The following is a 14,442-nucleotide window of genomic DNA, read 5'->3' on the forward strand; positions in this document are numbered from 1 at the left end:
TATTTGAAAAAAATAACAAATAAATGATAAGATTATTCTGAAAATAATTAAGGAGGGATACCAATGCTTACGAAAGAAAAAGTCGCAAACTTATTTCGAAACTTTTCTGTGAATGAATGTAAAGGATCTAGTGACTTATACGAATATTTATCAATAAAAATTTCTGAAGATGAGGAAGTTCTTACGTTAGCTTCCTACGCACAACCTGGTCAACCAGTCCCAAACTTATTATTAGGTGCAGTCCATTATTTATTGTTAAAAGGAAAAGAGCACAGTTTAAAAAACTATTATCAAAGTTTAGTTGAAAATGCTGATATAAGTTTTGAAAATGCCTTTTACCAATTTAAAGATTTTTGCCATGTATATCGAGAAGAAATTATCTCTTTATTACAAACGAAACTTGTTCAAACGAATGAAGTAAGACGATGTGCCTATTTATATCTAAGTTTCTGTTACATATTTAATAAAGTGAACAAACCGTTAGCGTTAATAGAAATTGGTACAAGTTCAGGATTACAACTATTTTGGGATCAATATAGTTATTCATATGGAATGGAAGAAGTGTATGGAAATACACAATCGAATGTTCAGTTAACCTCTGAAATAAGAGGGGAGAATATGCCGAATCTGCTAAAACAAAGTCCACCTGTCGTAGAAAGAATCGGACTAGATTTACACGTGAACGATTTAAATGATGACGAAGACTATTTATGGTTACGAGCGCTTATTTGGCCAGAACATAAAGAAAGACTGGTACTATTCGATCAAGCAGCAGAACTTGTAAAAGAACAATCAGTGCAATTAATTGAAGGAGATGGTGTAGTGCTTCTACCATCCATTGTAGATCAAATAAGAGAAGATGCAGTGATTTGTATTTTCCATACACATGTAGCGAATCAAATACCAGAAGGTGTGAAACATACGCTAGAAAAACAAATTAAAGAAATTGGTGCAAAACGTGATGTATTCCACCTATATAACAACATGTGGGACCGGGACCTTCATATTGATTATTATATTAATGGAAACGAATATTGTGAAACGGTTGGGGAAACGGAAGGGCATGGAAAATGGTTTAGTTGGGGATTGGGGGATAAAAATTTATGCTAAAGTAAACCTAATAATTATGGGTTTCATCACCAAAATTCGCAATAAAAATAGTTGATGGGAGACACTCCATCAACTGTTTTTTACTTTTCATAAAACTCATTAGGTATCTAAGGTAAGCGTCAAATATTCCTCACCTACAAGTTGTAAATAGCCCATGAGATTCATCTTCTTACATCTAAGGATTTAAAGAAATTGGATTATTAAAACCTGACAGGTGTCAAAAAAGAACATACCGGTTAATCAGCTATATTACTGGTTCAAGAAATTATTACTTCAAACGGAAGAGCCGAAGGGAAGTAAATATTTAAAATGAATATATAATACATGCGAGAAAGAGCACAATTTGATAGGGAGGCTTCCAAATGCATATGGATGAAAAAATGAATTTGCAGTTAACAAGCCAGGCTCTTCAGGTAATGAATAACGGAATTGCTGTCATAAGTCATGATGGAATCATCACATTCAGCAACCAACTATTCTGCAGCATGTTACATAAAAAAGAAAATGAAATAATAGGTAAGCATATATCAACGATTATTCCTGATCGTAAAAAGCTAGTAGTGAATCAAATTGATAGTTTGTACAAGTACGAGTGTAAGGTGGGCAACCAAGTATTGATTATGAATGAATCCCGTGTATATCAGAGCGGAAAAGAAGATGGATCAATTGCCATTTTGGAAAACAAGGAAAAAAGTATACAGTCCTTGGAAAGTATCATCAGTCGATATGAAAATGCCTTAAATTTACTGTCGGAGTGTATTCTAGGGGTAAATGAACAAGGGATTGTCAATTTTTTAAGTGGTTCTTATGCACAATTTTTAGGGATTGATAATCCAAAGGAAGCGATAGGTAAGCATTGTACGGAGGTTGTTGAGAATACGAGGATGCATATTATCGTGAAGACGGGACAGGTGGAAATTGGGCATATACAGCGCATAAATAACCGGAATATTATCGCAACTCGCATACCTATTGTTAAGGACGGTGAGGTTATTGGTGCGATTGGTAAAATTATGTTTCATGATATACAGCAGTTTAAAGCTTTGGGGGATCAGATTAGTGCAATGGAATCAAAGTTATCTTACTATCAAACTGAATTACAGCGGTTGCAAGAAGGTAGGTTGTCCTTTCAAAGTATTATAGGAGAGAGTGCGAAAATGAAAGAAGTTAAAACGATGGCCCTGAAGGTTTCTAAAAGTCGGTCGACCGTTTTGATAAGAGGAGAGAGCGGTACAGGGAAGGAGCTCTTTGCGCATGCGGTACATCGTGCAAGTCCGCGTGCTAGGGGTTCATTTATTCGTTTGAATTGTGCTGCGATTCCGAGGGATCTTTTGGAGGCTGAATTATTTGGGTACGAAGAGGGGGCTTTTACAGGAGCGAAAAAAGGTGGTAAGCCTGGGAAGATTGAGTTGGCCCATAAGGGAACTTTGTTTTTAGATGAGATCGGTGACATGTCTTTGGACATGCAGGTGAAGTTGCTGCGTGTGTTGCAAGAGAAAGAAATTGAAAGAATTGGTGGTACGAAAATTCAAAAGATTGATGTCCGTTTCATTGCGGCGACACATCGAAATCTTCGTGAAATGGTGCAAAGAGGGGAATTTAGGGAGGATTTATATTATAGGTTGAATGTGTTTGCGATCGATATTCCTCCGTTACGAGAGAGAAAGGAAGATATGATACATATAATGGAATTTTTAATTCGAAAATTGAATGGGGAGCTGGGTAGTAGCGTTCTTTCATTGGATGAGAGAGTAAGGGATATATTCATGGAGCATGATTGGCCAGGGAATATTAGGGAGCTAGAGAATGTGTTAGAACGAGCGATGAATGTTATAGAAGGAATAATTATTCAAGTGCATCATCTTCCTGTCTATTTGCGGAAAAAAGATTTGGAAGATGAGTTATATCATGAAATATTTGCGGTGGATCAAGAGAAGAATGAGATGAGTTATTCACTGCAGGAGGAAGTGGAATCGGCTGAAAAACGGGCGATTACAAGGGCTTTGGAAAAGACAGCTGGAAATATAAAAGAGGCAGCCAAGCTTTTAGGGATTCATCGGGCTAGCTTATATCGAAAAATAGAAAAATATGGAATGTCGTGAAGGCAAGTAAAGGGCAAACAGGCCCTTTTTTTATTTGGTTTGCAGTAATATAAACTGTCTCTTTTTTGCGACACTTTCTTATAGATGCGACATGATCGTAATCATTTGTAGCGCAAATGCGACATGTGAAGGTGGACATGTAAGGGAGACTTGGGGTATGTCCCTGAAGGAATAAGAGAATAGGGAATGAGTCGATTTTTGGCATGTTTCTTGCTATATAAATAAAAAAGATTATAGCCAGAAGGGATGGAATTCAATGCTGGAAAATCACAGTTTGCCGCATTTTATTATGCAAAGTATTGAAAAAACACCAAGTAAGGTGTATTTACAATTTGAAGAACAAAAAGTTACGTATGAGGAGCTCTATCATCGAATTACAAAAGCTGCAGCGGGATTTTGTGAGCTCGGTATTCAAAAAGGGGACAAGGTTTGTATTATGCTTAATAATACTCCTGAATATCTGGATGTATGGTTTGCTTTATCTTTTATGGGAGCAATTGCAGTGCCTCTGAATGTGCATTTAAAAGGAGAGGGCCTACAGTATATTTTATCTCACTCTGATTGTAAGCTAATTATCGTTGAGAAGGAATTTGTTCCTCAAATTGATTCTTGTTTGTCTTTTATGCAAAGGGACATTCAAATTGTTGCTTACGGAAATAATGAAAGCGTAATCATTACGAACGATAGTAAAGAACGGCTCGTAATCGAATTGAAAGATGTACTGAATACAAATAACCATCACCTTCCAACTGAATTTGTTTCCTCCTCTGCTATTAACAGTATCCTTTATACCTCTGGAACGACTGGATTACCTAAAGGGGTCATGTTAAGTCATTCTGCCTATGTAAATTCTGCGCAGTCATTTGCCGCCTATATGGTTGGCGCAAGTTCAAAAGATGTTTTATTTACAGCGCTTCCGTTATTTCATATTAACGCCCAGGCTCATACAGTACTCGGAGCTATTTCTTCCAATGCGACGATTGCTCTTGGCAAGCGGTTTAGTGCTTCTAGATTTTGGGATGAAATTCGTGGTCATGGAGCGACCATTTTTAATTCTTTAGGATCTATGATTCCTATTCTCTGCAAGCAACCAGAAAAGGAAAATGATAATGAAAATTTTGTAAGGGTGACGGCTTGTGCTGCTACGCCTAAGGAATTTTGGAAGCCGTTTGAGGAAAGGTTTGGCGTCCAGATTGTAGAAGGTTACGGATTAACGGAAACGACGGGTTTTTGTGTAACGAATCCATTGAATGCCAATAAGCCGCCTTCTATTGGAAAGCCTTATTCTTATGTAGAGACGAAGATTGTCAATGAGGATGGAAATGAAGCTCGGACTGGTGAAATTGGAGAGATTTTTATACGTTCCTTACAGGGACAAGCATTCATGGAAGGCTACTATAAAATGCGGGATAAAACAGAAGAGGCGATGAAGGAGGGATGGTTCCATACAGGAGATCGTGGTTATCTAGACGAGGAAGGTTACTTATATTTTTGCGATCGAATCAAACAGTGTATCCGGAGGCGTGGAGAAAATATCTCCTCTTGGGAAATCGAAAAGGTATTGAATAATCACCCGAAAGTACTTGAATCAGCGGCCATCGGTGTTCCATCGGAAGTGGGAGAAGAGGATGTCAAATTATATGTGATTGTAAAGAAAGGAGAAACGATGTCCCATGAAGAGATTATAGATTGGTGTCAAGAACGTATGGCTTACTTCATGGTGCCGCGATATGTTCAGTTCAGTGAAACTTTTCCAAAAACCGCGACGGAACGGATTCAGAAGTTCAAGCTGAAGGAGGAAGGGATCGGTACTGCTTGGGATAGTGAAAAGGTCGGCTATGTAATTAAAAGAACGAATTGATGTGCTGACGGTAGTAAAAGTATCTCATTACATATTGGAAAGAAGGGATTGAATTGGAAAATAAGCGGGTTGTTACATGGTCCAAAGAAAAAGGAATCGCGACAATCATCATTGATAATCCTCCTGTGAATGTATTGAGCGGTGCTGTGGTGGAGCAACTGACGGTAGTGGTCGATGAAATTGAACGGGATGATGAAGTGATTGCTGTACTTTTAACTGGAGTTGGAGAAAAGGCCTTTGTTGCAGGAGGGGATATCAAGTCATTTCCGGACTGGATTGGGAAAGGGAGTGAATATGCAGAGGGAAAATCATTGTGGCTTCAGAATCCATTAAATAAAATAGAAAGATTGCCTAAGCCTGTAATCGCTGCTATTAACGGTTTAGCGCTTGGGGGCGGGTGTGAATTAGCTTTATCATGTGATTTACGGATTATAGAAGAACATGCTCAAATCGGGCTTCCGGAAGTGAAGTTAGGCTTGTTTCCAGGTGCGGGAGGAACGCAACGTTTGCCTCGATTAATAGGAACTGCAAGTGCGAAAGAAATGATGTTCACTGGTGAACCACTCACTGCCGAAGTAGCTTGGCGAGTTGGTTTGGTGAATCATGTTGTCCCGCGTGGCGAATCGCTGAATAAGGCGAAGGAACTAGCCGTGAAGATGGCTCGATTTTCCCTTCCTGCTTTATCTTTGATGAAGCAATCTATCAATAAGGGATTATCTTCTTCTCTTGAGGAAGGACTAAAAATAGAAGCTGAGAATTTCGGACATGTATTTCAAACGAGTGATGTAAGAGAGGGAGTGGAGGCTTTTATAGAAAAAAGGGTACCACTTTTTCATCATAAATAAAAAGCTATGAAATAATATGCAAAAAGCAATGCCTGCCTTTGGCAGGCATTGTAACAATATATACAAACATAAAAGAATGTAAAGTTAAGAGAATCCATTTTATTGAGGGGGATTACGGTTATGGATTTATTGATTGTATTGCTATCGCTTGGCTTGCTTATATTTGTGGCTTACCGAGGATTCTCAGTCATTTTATTCGCTCCGTTATGTGCATTGCTAGCTGTGTTTTTAACAGAGCCGGAGTACGTTTTACCGTTCTTTTCCAATGTTTTTATGGCGAAGATGGTCGGATTCATAAAATTATATTTTCCTGTGTTTTTGCTTGGAGCGATATTTGGTAAAGTGGTAGAAATTACTGGAATAGCAGAAAAAATCGCGAAAATTATCATACGTTTTATAGGTGTGAAAAGAGCGATTCTTTCCATCGTGTTAATGGGGGCGATTCTTACATACAGTGGTGTCAGTTTATTTGTCGCAGTATTTGCGATTTATCCATTTGCGGCGCAATTATTTCGTGAGGCGGATATTCCGAAACGTCTCATTCCAGCGACAATTGCATTCAGTGCTTTTACGTTTTCGATGGATTCGCTTCCTGGATCGCCTCAAATCCAAAATGTTATTCCAACTACGTTCTTTAAAACAGATATTTATGCGGCTCCTACATTAGGAATTATAGGAGCATTGTTTATCTTTATATGTGGCATGCTGTATTTGGAAAGCTGTAGGAAAAAAGCTGCTGCTAAAGGAGAGGGGTACTTTGGTAAAGGCGGTGCTACTTCTGAACTTGCTGCCACAACTAGCGCACAATCGGTGCAAGCGCCGATTGCTTCCAGCGATGTTATTCCAGCTAGTTACTGGGTAGCTTTTCTTCCGCTTGTACTGGTTGGAGTGATGAATAAAGTCTTTACAGAATTCATCCCCGTTTGGTATACAAAGGGATTTGATTTTGCATCCATTGGTTTGAAGGAGTACGGAACGATTGATATGGGACAAGTCGTGGGTATTTGGTCAGTGGAAATGGCACTTCTTATCGGAATATTGGCTGCTATATTATTAAACTTCCAAGCGGTAAAAGAACATTTTCAATCTATTACAAGCGTAGGCGTAAGTGGTTCAATCTTAGCTGCCATGAACACTGCAGCCGAGTATGGATTTGGTGCCGTTATAGCAGCTTTACCCGGATTTGTCATGATTCAAAATTCTTTGACAGGGACATTTTCAAACCCTTTAATTAGCGGAGCGGTCATGACGAATATTTTGTGCGGTCTGACGGGATCAGGTTCGGGTGGAATGAGTATTACATTAGGTTTAATGGCAGAAAAATATATTGAAGCGGCAGCGAACTTTGATATTCCGTTAGATGTGCTGCATCGTGTAATTGCAATGGCAGCAGGAGGTATGGATACTTTACCTCATAACGGAGCAGTTATAACCTTACTTGCTGTTACAGGATTAACGCACCGGGAAGCTTATAAAGAGATTTTTGGTATTACGATAATTAAGACGCTTGCCGTTTTCTTCGTTGTTGGAGTGTATATGATGTTTTCTATTGTATAGGAGGGAGGTTGATTGGCTGTTATAAATAACGCAGCCATCAAGTTAAGATTATGTATAATGGTAAACAGAAACAGCCATCATTTCATGGAATGATGGCTGTTTGTATGTTTTCAATGAATTTCACAAAAAACTTCAAGTGTAGATTGGAATTGAACTATCCACTTGGTTTAGAGGAGGGGGATAAAGCCCATGAATCTTTATTACTTACACTAGGTATGCTAGATACAATTGTCGTTCAAAAGGATCCCATCTGTACGTACTAAATTTAGTGATGATGCAAAAGTTACAGATCGGGATACAAAGCAAGCTCTTACCTCTTTAGTTCAAAGTGTAGTAGACGAAATAAAAGGATAATAATTTAATTTGTATAAAAACGATAATGGGATCTTTAAAATTATAAAGAGGGAAAAAGGCAATACTACCGATAGTATTGCCTTTTATATAGTTAAATATATTTACTCAATATCTCTCCAGGTAATCCATCAATCTCACAAACTACATCTGATGTAAAACCAACGTTAATTAATATTTTTCGAGAGGGGATATTATTTGGATCGATAATTGCCTTTAGTACGTTTACATCTGTCTGCTTCGCTATTTCAATTAATTCTCTTGCAATATAACTACCATATCTTTTTCCCCAGTGCTCTGGCAAAATCATATACCCAATTTCAGCTTCTTTTACATGATCTTCATGCACTGTTACATGTCCAAGGCCGATAAATTCATTTGTTGCACTGTCATAAACTTTATAAGACCCAACCAGTTTATGTTTTTCATTGCGCCTTAACAATTTTTCATAGTCGTTTTGTGCCTCTTCTAGCAGAATAGCACGCTCTGTAATTTGTGCCATCACTCTTTCATTTGATACGAGCTGAAAGTATAGATTAAAATCTGTTGCTTCAAATTTTTTGAAATGTAGTTTATGCATCGGATTCCTCCAAACGAATTTTTAATTGTTCTTCAGAAAAGATAAAACGACAGTTAAATAGTAATCTCTATTTGATTACCTCCCGGATCGCTTATTACACTTTCATAATAGCCATCTCCAGTGAAACGTGGTCCATTTAATAAAGGATAACCTGCTTCTTTTAACGTTTTTGTTAGTTCATTTACACGTTCTTCACTACCAACAGAGAAAGTCATATGTGCATAGCCAGTTATATTTAGGTTAGGCTCGTTTTCTATGCCTTTCTTACGCATAATTTCAAGACGCGCTCCAGATTCGAACGTAATAAAATATGATTCAAATTGTTTTGCTTCGTTATGATATAAAGAGTTTGTTTTGCCGTTGAAATACTTTGTATAAAAAGTACGCATTAATTCTAAATCATTTACCCAAATTGCTATATGTTCGATTTTCATTCGTTTCACCAATCCTATCTTTATGTAAATTTTAAAAAGTATACTCTGTAGTAATTAGCGGAGGTGAACAACACTAATTAGATGTTCACTTTATTAAATTTGCAATCATATTTCAAGAAATAGGAAAAAGCGGATTGTAATAAAAAAGTTTTATTAATGGTATTAGATAATTTTTAAGTCATAACATGCATACAATGTCTAATTAAGTGAATTACGTACGTCAAAATTTCAAATAAGGAGGGGCATTTGTGGGGCAATTTGAACAAATGATGATTGTCGGTATTTCCATGTCTTTTATACTATCTATTATGATATTAGGGTCTACATATTATAACCCTCGCCTTTGGTTAAATGATTATCCGAAAGATATTCAAAAAGTAGTTTTGCCAAAATCGATAAATGAAAAAAAACAAACGTTTTATTTCGGAATTATTTACAATATTATTCTCTTCGGAACACCTTTCATTTCTACATATATACTACATCACCATGTGAAATTATTGTATATTGAGGCTTATTTACATACTTTTGGGATTGTAATGATTTTTAATTTAGTAGATTTATTAATAATCGATTGGCTTATATTTTGCTGGATTACTCCGAGGTTTGTTGTTATTCCTAGTACTGAGGGAATGAAAGGATATAAAGACTATAAGTTTCACTTAAGAGGTGCAATAGCTGGAACGCCATTTTTAGCAATTGTAAGTTTATTTTTGGCAGGAATTGCGACAACTATTTAGTATAAGGAAGAGAGGGACGAAACGTTAATACTTATACTTAAAGGAGTAAATAATGAGCCTTGTGATTAGAAAACTAGAAATAAATGATTTAGACCATTTACCTGAAATTGATGATAGTTTTACAGTGAATGCTCGGTTAGTGCTTTCTGTTTCAAAAATAAATAACCGAATAGAATATACAGTAGAAAACGTACCTAGTTATGAAAAAAGTTATTCAGAAAATCAGTATGATGACGATGAAGAAGAACTAGCTTACAATGAATATATAAATAATTCTAATCAAGTAATTTACATAGCGCTTTTACATAACCAAATCGTAGGAGTTATCATATTGAAAAAGAATTGGAATCGCTATGCATATATAGAAGATATAAAAGTGGATAAAGAATGTCGAGAACTCGGAATTGGTAGAAGGTTAATAGAACAAGCAAAGAAGTGGGCAAAAGAAGGTAATATGCCAGGTATTATGCTTGAAACACAAAATAATAATGTTGTAGCGTGTAAGTTTTATGAGAAGTGTGGATTTGTAATTGGGGGATTAGATTTTCTCGTATATAAAGGGATAAATGAGAAAAATGATGAAGTTGCGATTTATTGGTATTTAAAATTTGCAGCGTAATTATGTTAGTAAAGTTAAAGGCTAGGTGTACCTTATGAGAGAAGTAAGAGAGATCATTCAAACAAGGAAAACAGGAGTAGACGAAATAGATATAAAGGAAACGGAAGAAAAGTTAGGTGCTATTTTCCCAGAGCAATATAGAGACCTTTTCAAATTAGTTAATAACGCTGAAATAGGGGAATGGATACTATATCCTATTAAAGATAGTAGAAATCTAAAAAAAACATGGGATGATATTATTAGACAAAATATTGAAATGAGAGAAGAAGATATACCTGAAAACCTTATTATAATTGGTGATGATGGTTCAGGGGATAAGTTGTGCTTCAAAATAAATAAAGGAGTAATGAGTGATGTAATATATCTTTGGTATCATGAAGATGCAGAGATTGAAGAATATGCCCAGGATTTAAAAGGTTTTATCACAGCAACTACTCAGGAAAATTGAAAAGATTTTATTGATTTAAATGAAGCGAGGATTAAAAATGACAATGGAATTATATGGCGAACATTGGGATGGAATAAAAGGGTATAGAGTAATGGAAGGGAAAGATTCATATAATCATTATTTCGGTGGTCAAGATTGTGAATTACCATTGTGTAAGTTATGCGGTGAGAAAATGCATCAAATTTTTTGTTTTGATTTGAAAGATGAGAGACTTGCTGAACTTAAAAATGATGAAATGAATGTGTTACCATTCGTCTCTTGCTTAAATTGTGCGATGGTGTGGGAGCCGCAATATTTTCAATTAAGTAATGGGGGCAAAACGGTACAAATAATAAAACAAGACAATACGGAAGAGTGGATTATGGAAGCTGAGGATAAGCTACCGGCCAATCTTCCAAAAACTAATGTAAAGCTAACGAATATGAAAAATGAAGATATACCTACTGATGAAGATAGTTACTGGGAAGCTTTTGACTTATTCGGTTCGGAATATGTATGTAGATTGTTAGGACCGCCTTTATATGGTGATGTTCCAGAAGATTTAGGATGTCCAACTTGTTCGAAAGAGATGAAATATGTTGCTACAATTACACAAGATCTTGAGGGACGGGAACTTATTTCAGTAGTTGATTTTCAGTTTGGGGAAATGAATATATATTATTACTTATGTAAAGATTGCTCCTTAATGAAAACCGAAATACAAGGTACATAATAAAGTAAGACTGACATAATGAGTCAGTCTTATTTTTGTTGCGTCACATCATTAACAATCGCATGAAATATGTCTTTTTGCGTGAAATCATCTGTAAAAATAGTTTCTCTATCAACTTCAATTGAATCGTGCGGGTTATACCATTTACTTAATAAATCTTCTCCAAATTCAAGTCTTTTTTCTCTCGTATTATGCCGTCTAATTGTTTCTTCAAGTGATAAATCAAAATAATATGTATAAGCGTTTCCTTCAAAATAATGTATTAATTCTTTTAACATATCACCGTATCTACGACTGTTTAGTATACCTTCTAAAATAACAAATTCACATTTTCCTTTTCCGTACTTCGTAATTTCAAAAATTAAATCGTGAGACAGATTTCCCATTGTGTCGTGAACTTTTAACATATCTCTACGAACTACATCTTGAGAGACTAGTAGTGTTCCTTGCCCGAAATGTTCTTGCAGTTCTTTTGCGATCGTTGTCTTGCCACTTGCGGAGTTTCCTCGAAGAATGATTAATGTTGATTTCAAAGTCTCATCTCCAAATTGTAAGTGTTTTTTAGCGCTTTATGTGGGAAAATCTCTTAGTTGGATAAGTAATAGTTTATGGCATTTGTTCTAGGTTGAACAGTTTAAATTTTATTTGTAAAGATACAGCGAATAGCGAATAGGTAAACTCATCGTAAGTTAAAAGATTGTAATCGACAAATCTTATTTTGCTATAAAACTTTTGTACAGATATGTTGTCAGGGTGAACTGTTAAACGAATTCGCTGACAACATATAAATTATAAAAGTAGAAGTAGTTTTCAATTGTAATGTTTTGTGTATTATTTAGAATTTTTTTACAATTTCACAAAATAAAGTGTATAATCAATGTGATGAAAAATAAAGAGGGGATAAAGTAGGTGGGAGATATAATTACAAAAGGACAGCCTGTATGGAAACGGACATGGTTTGGCTATTTAGAGGCAGTTTTACGTATTTAATTACTATTTATTATTTGTGAAGTCACTACATGGGCACCGCACTTTAGAACGGGTGGAGAATTTTTTAATACAATATTAAACTCTCAATTTTTCACGGAATGGTTCGTACCATATCAAATCCCACAATTTAATGTATTTACAGCGTTTTTTGCGATAACATTACTACCAAATGCGTTAATAGGCGCAATTAAAGATTTAATCTTGAGAAAAAATATAAATAATTAATAAGAGGTACTACATGCTATTTCAAAAAGAAAATTTATCGGTTAGGTACGTAATAAAAAAAGATGCACCTATCATTTCCACATGGTTAACAAACCCAGAAGTTTTACAGTATTACGAAGGACGAGATAATCCGCAATCTGTAGAAAAGGTACTTGCTCATTTTATACATAATCCAAACAGTAATGAAAAAAGATGCTTAGTAGAATTCGACGAAATGCCGATCGGTTACATTCAAATGTATCCAGTTGATTTTGAATGGAAAGCGTTATATGGATATGAAGAATCACAAAATGTATGGGGAATGGACCAATTTATCGGTGAACCACCCTTTTGGGGAAAGGGAATTGGAACAAAACTCATTCAAGCAGCAATTACATACATTATGAAAGAAGAGGGGGCAGAAACAATTGCAATGGACCCTAAAGTAAATAACGAACGTGCGATAAAGTGTTATGAAAAATGCGGATTTAAAAAAGTGAAGATTTTAAAGGAACATGAACTGCATGAGGGGAAATTAGAAGATTGTTGGATGATGGAATATAAACAATTATAATGATTTATGAAAGGGCTTATACAAACAAAGGGAGCTGTGTAAAATGAAAAAAGCATTAATAGTAATTGATGTGCAAGCGGGTATGTATACAGCAGGAATCCCAGTACATAATGGGGAAAAATTTTTAGAAACATTACAAGAACTTATTGGGGAATGTCGTTCAAATGGTATTCCGGTTATTTATGTCCAACATAACGGGCCAAAAGATCATCCATTAGAAAAAGGGACAGCTGGTTGGAAAGTACATGCGGCAATTGCTCCGCAAGAGGATGATAGTATCGTTGAAAAGACGACACCCGATTCGTTTAATAAGACGAAATTGAACAAAGTTTTACAAGAAAAAGGCATTGAGCATGTTATTATTTCAGGAATGCAAACCGAGTACTGTGTTGATACAACAACGCGTAGAGCGTTTAGTGAAGGATATAAAGTAACATTAGTAAGTGATGCCCATAACACGTTTGATACAGATGTATTACGTGCTGAAGATATTGTGAAGCATCATAACGTCGTGTTGGGATCATTTGCAGATGTTATTGCGTTAAAAGATTTAAAAGTAGAAGCGTAAGTAAGTGTTGAAGGAGAAGCTATTCTAAATGGAAATTTGGAACAGCTTCTTTTTATTTTTATCGATTAATCTTAAAAATCGCAAATATAATTTCATTCACCGTAATGATAATGTAAAAAAGGAGCACCACCTTACCAAAAAGGAGCTCCTTCATCAAAACGTTACTTTTTCTTATCTTTATCCAACACATTCTGTTCTTCAGCAAACTCCGTACCATATGCAAATCTGCGATTAATACGAATATTATCGTTGTTATGACGAGTACGTGAATGAGAAAAGCGATGAACAATTACTTCAGATAATGTAAAGACGATGGCAGAAAGGATACTGCCCCAAGCAATTTGCATGTAGTTGTCTAATAAAATATTTCCGAAGATCCAAACGCTTAAATACGTAAGTAAAAAGTTTGTCATAATGGCAGCAGAATCGCCAATTCGATTTAAAATGATTTTATCAACAAACATATAAGAAACGATTGTGACAAATAGACTAAAAGAAATAATTTGGACGAACGTAGCAGGGAAAAATAAAGCTAATCCGATACTAAAAGCGATGATACACGATATAAATTTAATTACTATTACAGTAAAATCATTCAACATTTACACCTCCGATTTATACATAGTTTTACAATAAATTCAGGAGTTCATACATTGGAACTGATTTATTTAGATAAAACTTTTTCATGTTTGAATTTTTGTTTAAATATTAAAAAAACAGAAGAAAAATGTTATAGTAAAATGAGAG

Annotated in this window: 15 protein-coding genes and 2 pseudogenes; 13 read left to right on the top strand and 4 right to left on the bottom strand. The window is 35.5% G+C overall.

Annotated elements, in window-relative coordinates; genetic code table 11:
- Positions 1-63 precede the first annotated feature (63 nt).
- The 6 genes and pseudogenes from Q3V31_RS16300 to Q3V31_RS16325 all read left to right on the top strand — a co-directional run.
- Positions 64-1,110 (top strand): DUF2332 domain-containing protein, encoded by a 1,047-nt coding sequence (locus tag Q3V31_RS16300; protein ID WP_329765624.1) that lies wholly within the window; start codon positions 64-66, stop codon positions 1,108-1,110.
- 362 nt (positions 1,111-1,472) lie between these two features.
- On the top strand, positions 1,473-3,212 hold the full coding sequence (locus Q3V31_RS16305; RefSeq protein ID WP_097872203.1) for a sigma 54-interacting transcriptional regulator: 1,740 nt from the start codon (positions 1,473-1,475) through the stop codon (positions 3,210-3,212).
- 256 nt (positions 3,213-3,468) lie between these two features.
- Positions 3,469-5,073, top strand: coding sequence for an ATP-dependent acyl-CoA ligase (locus tag Q3V31_RS16310; RefSeq protein ID WP_090813585.1), 1,605 nt, complete (start codon positions 3,469-3,471; stop codon positions 5,071-5,073).
- 53 nt (positions 5,074-5,126) lie between these two features.
- Positions 5,127-5,918, top strand: coding sequence for an enoyl-CoA hydratase (locus Q3V31_RS16315; protein WP_000428757.1), 792 nt, complete (start codon positions 5,127-5,129; stop codon positions 5,916-5,918).
- Between the two features lie 120 nt (positions 5,919-6,038).
- The gene (locus Q3V31_RS16320) at positions 6,039-7,475 is read left to right on the top strand and encodes a GntP family permease (RefSeq protein ID WP_000364903.1); all 1,437 of its coding nucleotides are present in this window, start codon (positions 6,039-6,041) and stop codon (positions 7,473-7,475) included.
- A 176-nt stretch (positions 7,476-7,651) separates the two neighbouring features.
- A pseudogene (locus tag Q3V31_RS16325) lies at positions 7,652-7,829 on the top strand (flavoprotein); the annotation flags it as partial.
- Between the two features lie 91 nt (positions 7,830-7,920).
- Here Q3V31_RS16325 and Q3V31_RS16330 read toward each other — a convergent pair.
- Positions 7,921-8,406 carry a GNAT family N-acetyltransferase gene (locus tag Q3V31_RS16330; protein WP_000549261.1) on the bottom strand — a complete coding sequence of 162 codons (486 nt, stop codon included), beginning with the start codon at positions 8,404-8,406 and terminating at the stop codon, positions 7,921-7,923.
- A 53-nt stretch (positions 8,407-8,459) separates the two neighbouring features.
- Positions 8,460-8,840 (bottom strand): VOC family protein, encoded by a 381-nt coding sequence (locus tag Q3V31_RS16335; protein ID WP_090813583.1) that lies wholly within the window; start codon positions 8,838-8,840, stop codon positions 8,460-8,462.
- 248 nt (positions 8,841-9,088) lie between these two features.
- Between Q3V31_RS16335 and Q3V31_RS16340 the strand changes: the two genes are divergently transcribed.
- Genes Q3V31_RS16340 through Q3V31_RS16355 form a run of 4 tightly spaced genes read left to right on the top strand, consistent with a single transcriptional unit; the run spans position 9,089 to position 11,359 of the window.
- Positions 9,089-9,580, top strand: a complete 492-nt coding sequence (locus Q3V31_RS16340) for a hypothetical protein (RefSeq protein WP_000529637.1) — start codon at positions 9,089-9,091, stop codon at positions 9,578-9,580.
- 52 nt (positions 9,581-9,632) lie between these two features.
- Positions 9,633-10,199 carry a streptothricin N-acetyltransferase SatA gene (gene satA, locus Q3V31_RS16345; RefSeq protein WP_329765625.1) on the top strand — a complete coding sequence of 189 codons (567 nt, stop codon included), beginning with the start codon at positions 9,633-9,635 and terminating at the stop codon, positions 10,197-10,199.
- A gap of 34 nt (positions 10,200-10,233) precedes the next feature.
- Entirely contained in the window at positions 10,234-10,647 is a 414-nt protein-coding gene (locus Q3V31_RS16350) for an SMI1/KNR4 family protein (RefSeq protein WP_090813581.1), read from the top strand.
- A gap of 37 nt (positions 10,648-10,684) precedes the next feature.
- The gene (locus Q3V31_RS16355; protein ID WP_000177657.1) at positions 10,685-11,359 is read left to right on the top strand and encodes a hypothetical protein; all 675 of its coding nucleotides are present in this window, start codon (positions 10,685-10,687) and stop codon (positions 11,357-11,359) included.
- A 29-nt stretch (positions 11,360-11,388) separates the two neighbouring features.
- On the opposite strand, the gene Q3V31_RS16360 is transcribed toward Q3V31_RS16355, so the two are convergent.
- A complete protein-coding gene (locus Q3V31_RS16360; RefSeq protein ID WP_000843216.1) occupies positions 11,389-11,892 on the bottom strand; it encodes a kinase in 504 nt (167 codons plus the stop codon).
- Between the two features lie 376 nt (positions 11,893-12,268).
- On the opposite strand from Q3V31_RS16360, the pseudogene Q3V31_RS16365 reads away from it, so the two are divergent.
- The 3 genes and pseudogenes from Q3V31_RS16365 to Q3V31_RS16375 all read left to right on the top strand — a co-directional run bounded on the left by Q3V31_RS16365 (position 12,269) and on the right by Q3V31_RS16375 (position 13,695).
- Positions 12,269-12,574 (top strand): annotated as a pseudogene (locus tag Q3V31_RS16365) (YfzA family protein).
- Between the two features lie 13 nt (positions 12,575-12,587).
- Positions 12,588-13,127 carry a GNAT family N-acetyltransferase gene (locus Q3V31_RS16370; protein WP_000898787.1) on the top strand — a complete coding sequence of 180 codons (540 nt, stop codon included), beginning with the start codon at positions 12,588-12,590 and terminating at the stop codon, positions 13,125-13,127.
- A gap of 43 nt (positions 13,128-13,170) precedes the next feature.
- Entirely contained in the window at positions 13,171-13,695 is a 525-nt protein-coding gene (locus Q3V31_RS16375) for a cysteine hydrolase family protein (protein WP_000709522.1), read from the top strand.
- A gap of 161 nt (positions 13,696-13,856) precedes the next feature.
- Here the strand turns inward: Q3V31_RS16375 and Q3V31_RS16380 are convergent, their stop codons facing one another.
- Complete coding sequence (locus Q3V31_RS16380) at positions 13,857-14,294, bottom strand: YndM family protein (protein WP_033656767.1); 438 nt, start codon at positions 14,292-14,294, stop codon at positions 13,857-13,859.
- Positions 14,295-14,442 lie beyond the last annotated feature (148 nt).

This window comes from Bacillus nitratireducens (genome assembly GCF_036320425.1).
GTDB classification, from domain to species: domain Bacteria; phylum Bacillota; class Bacilli; order Bacillales; family Bacillaceae_G; genus Bacillus_A; species Bacillus_A nitratireducens.

Bases quoted from the DNA above. Each gene is read 5' to 3' on its own strand.
- Q3V31_RS16300 (WP_329765624.1), top strand. From the start codon at position 64: ATGCTTACGAAAGAAAAAGTCGCAAACTTATTTCGAAACTTTTCTGTG.
- Q3V31_RS16305 (WP_097872203.1), top strand. From the start codon at position 1,473: ATGCATATGGATGAAAAAATGAATTTGCAGTTAACAAGCCAGGCTCTT.
- Q3V31_RS16310 (WP_090813585.1), top strand. From the start codon at position 3,469: ATGCTGGAAAATCACAGTTTGCCGCATTTTATTATGCAAAGTATTGAA.
- Q3V31_RS16320 (WP_000364903.1), top strand. From the start codon at position 6,039: ATGGATTTATTGATTGTATTGCTATCGCTTGGCTTGCTTATATTTGTG.
- Q3V31_RS16330 (WP_000549261.1), bottom strand. From the start codon at position 8,406: ATGCATAAACTACATTTCAAAAAATTTGAAGCAACAGATTTTAATCTA.
- Q3V31_RS16335 (WP_090813583.1), bottom strand. From the start codon at position 8,840: ATGAAAATCGAACATATAGCAATTTGGGTAAATGATTTAGAATTAATG.
- satA (WP_329765625.1), top strand. From the start codon at position 9,633: ATGAGCCTTGTGATTAGAAAACTAGAAATAAATGATTTAGACCATTTA.
- Q3V31_RS16350 (WP_090813581.1), top strand. From the start codon at position 10,234: ATGAGAGAAGTAAGAGAGATCATTCAAACAAGGAAAACAGGAGTAGAC.
- Q3V31_RS16355 (WP_000177657.1), top strand. From the start codon at position 10,685: ATGACAATGGAATTATATGGCGAACATTGGGATGGAATAAAAGGGTAT.
- Q3V31_RS16370 (WP_000898787.1), top strand. From the start codon at position 12,588: ATGCTATTTCAAAAAGAAAATTTATCGGTTAGGTACGTAATAAAAAAA.
- Q3V31_RS16375 (WP_000709522.1), top strand. From the start codon at position 13,171: ATGAAAAAAGCATTAATAGTAATTGATGTGCAAGCGGGTATGTATACA.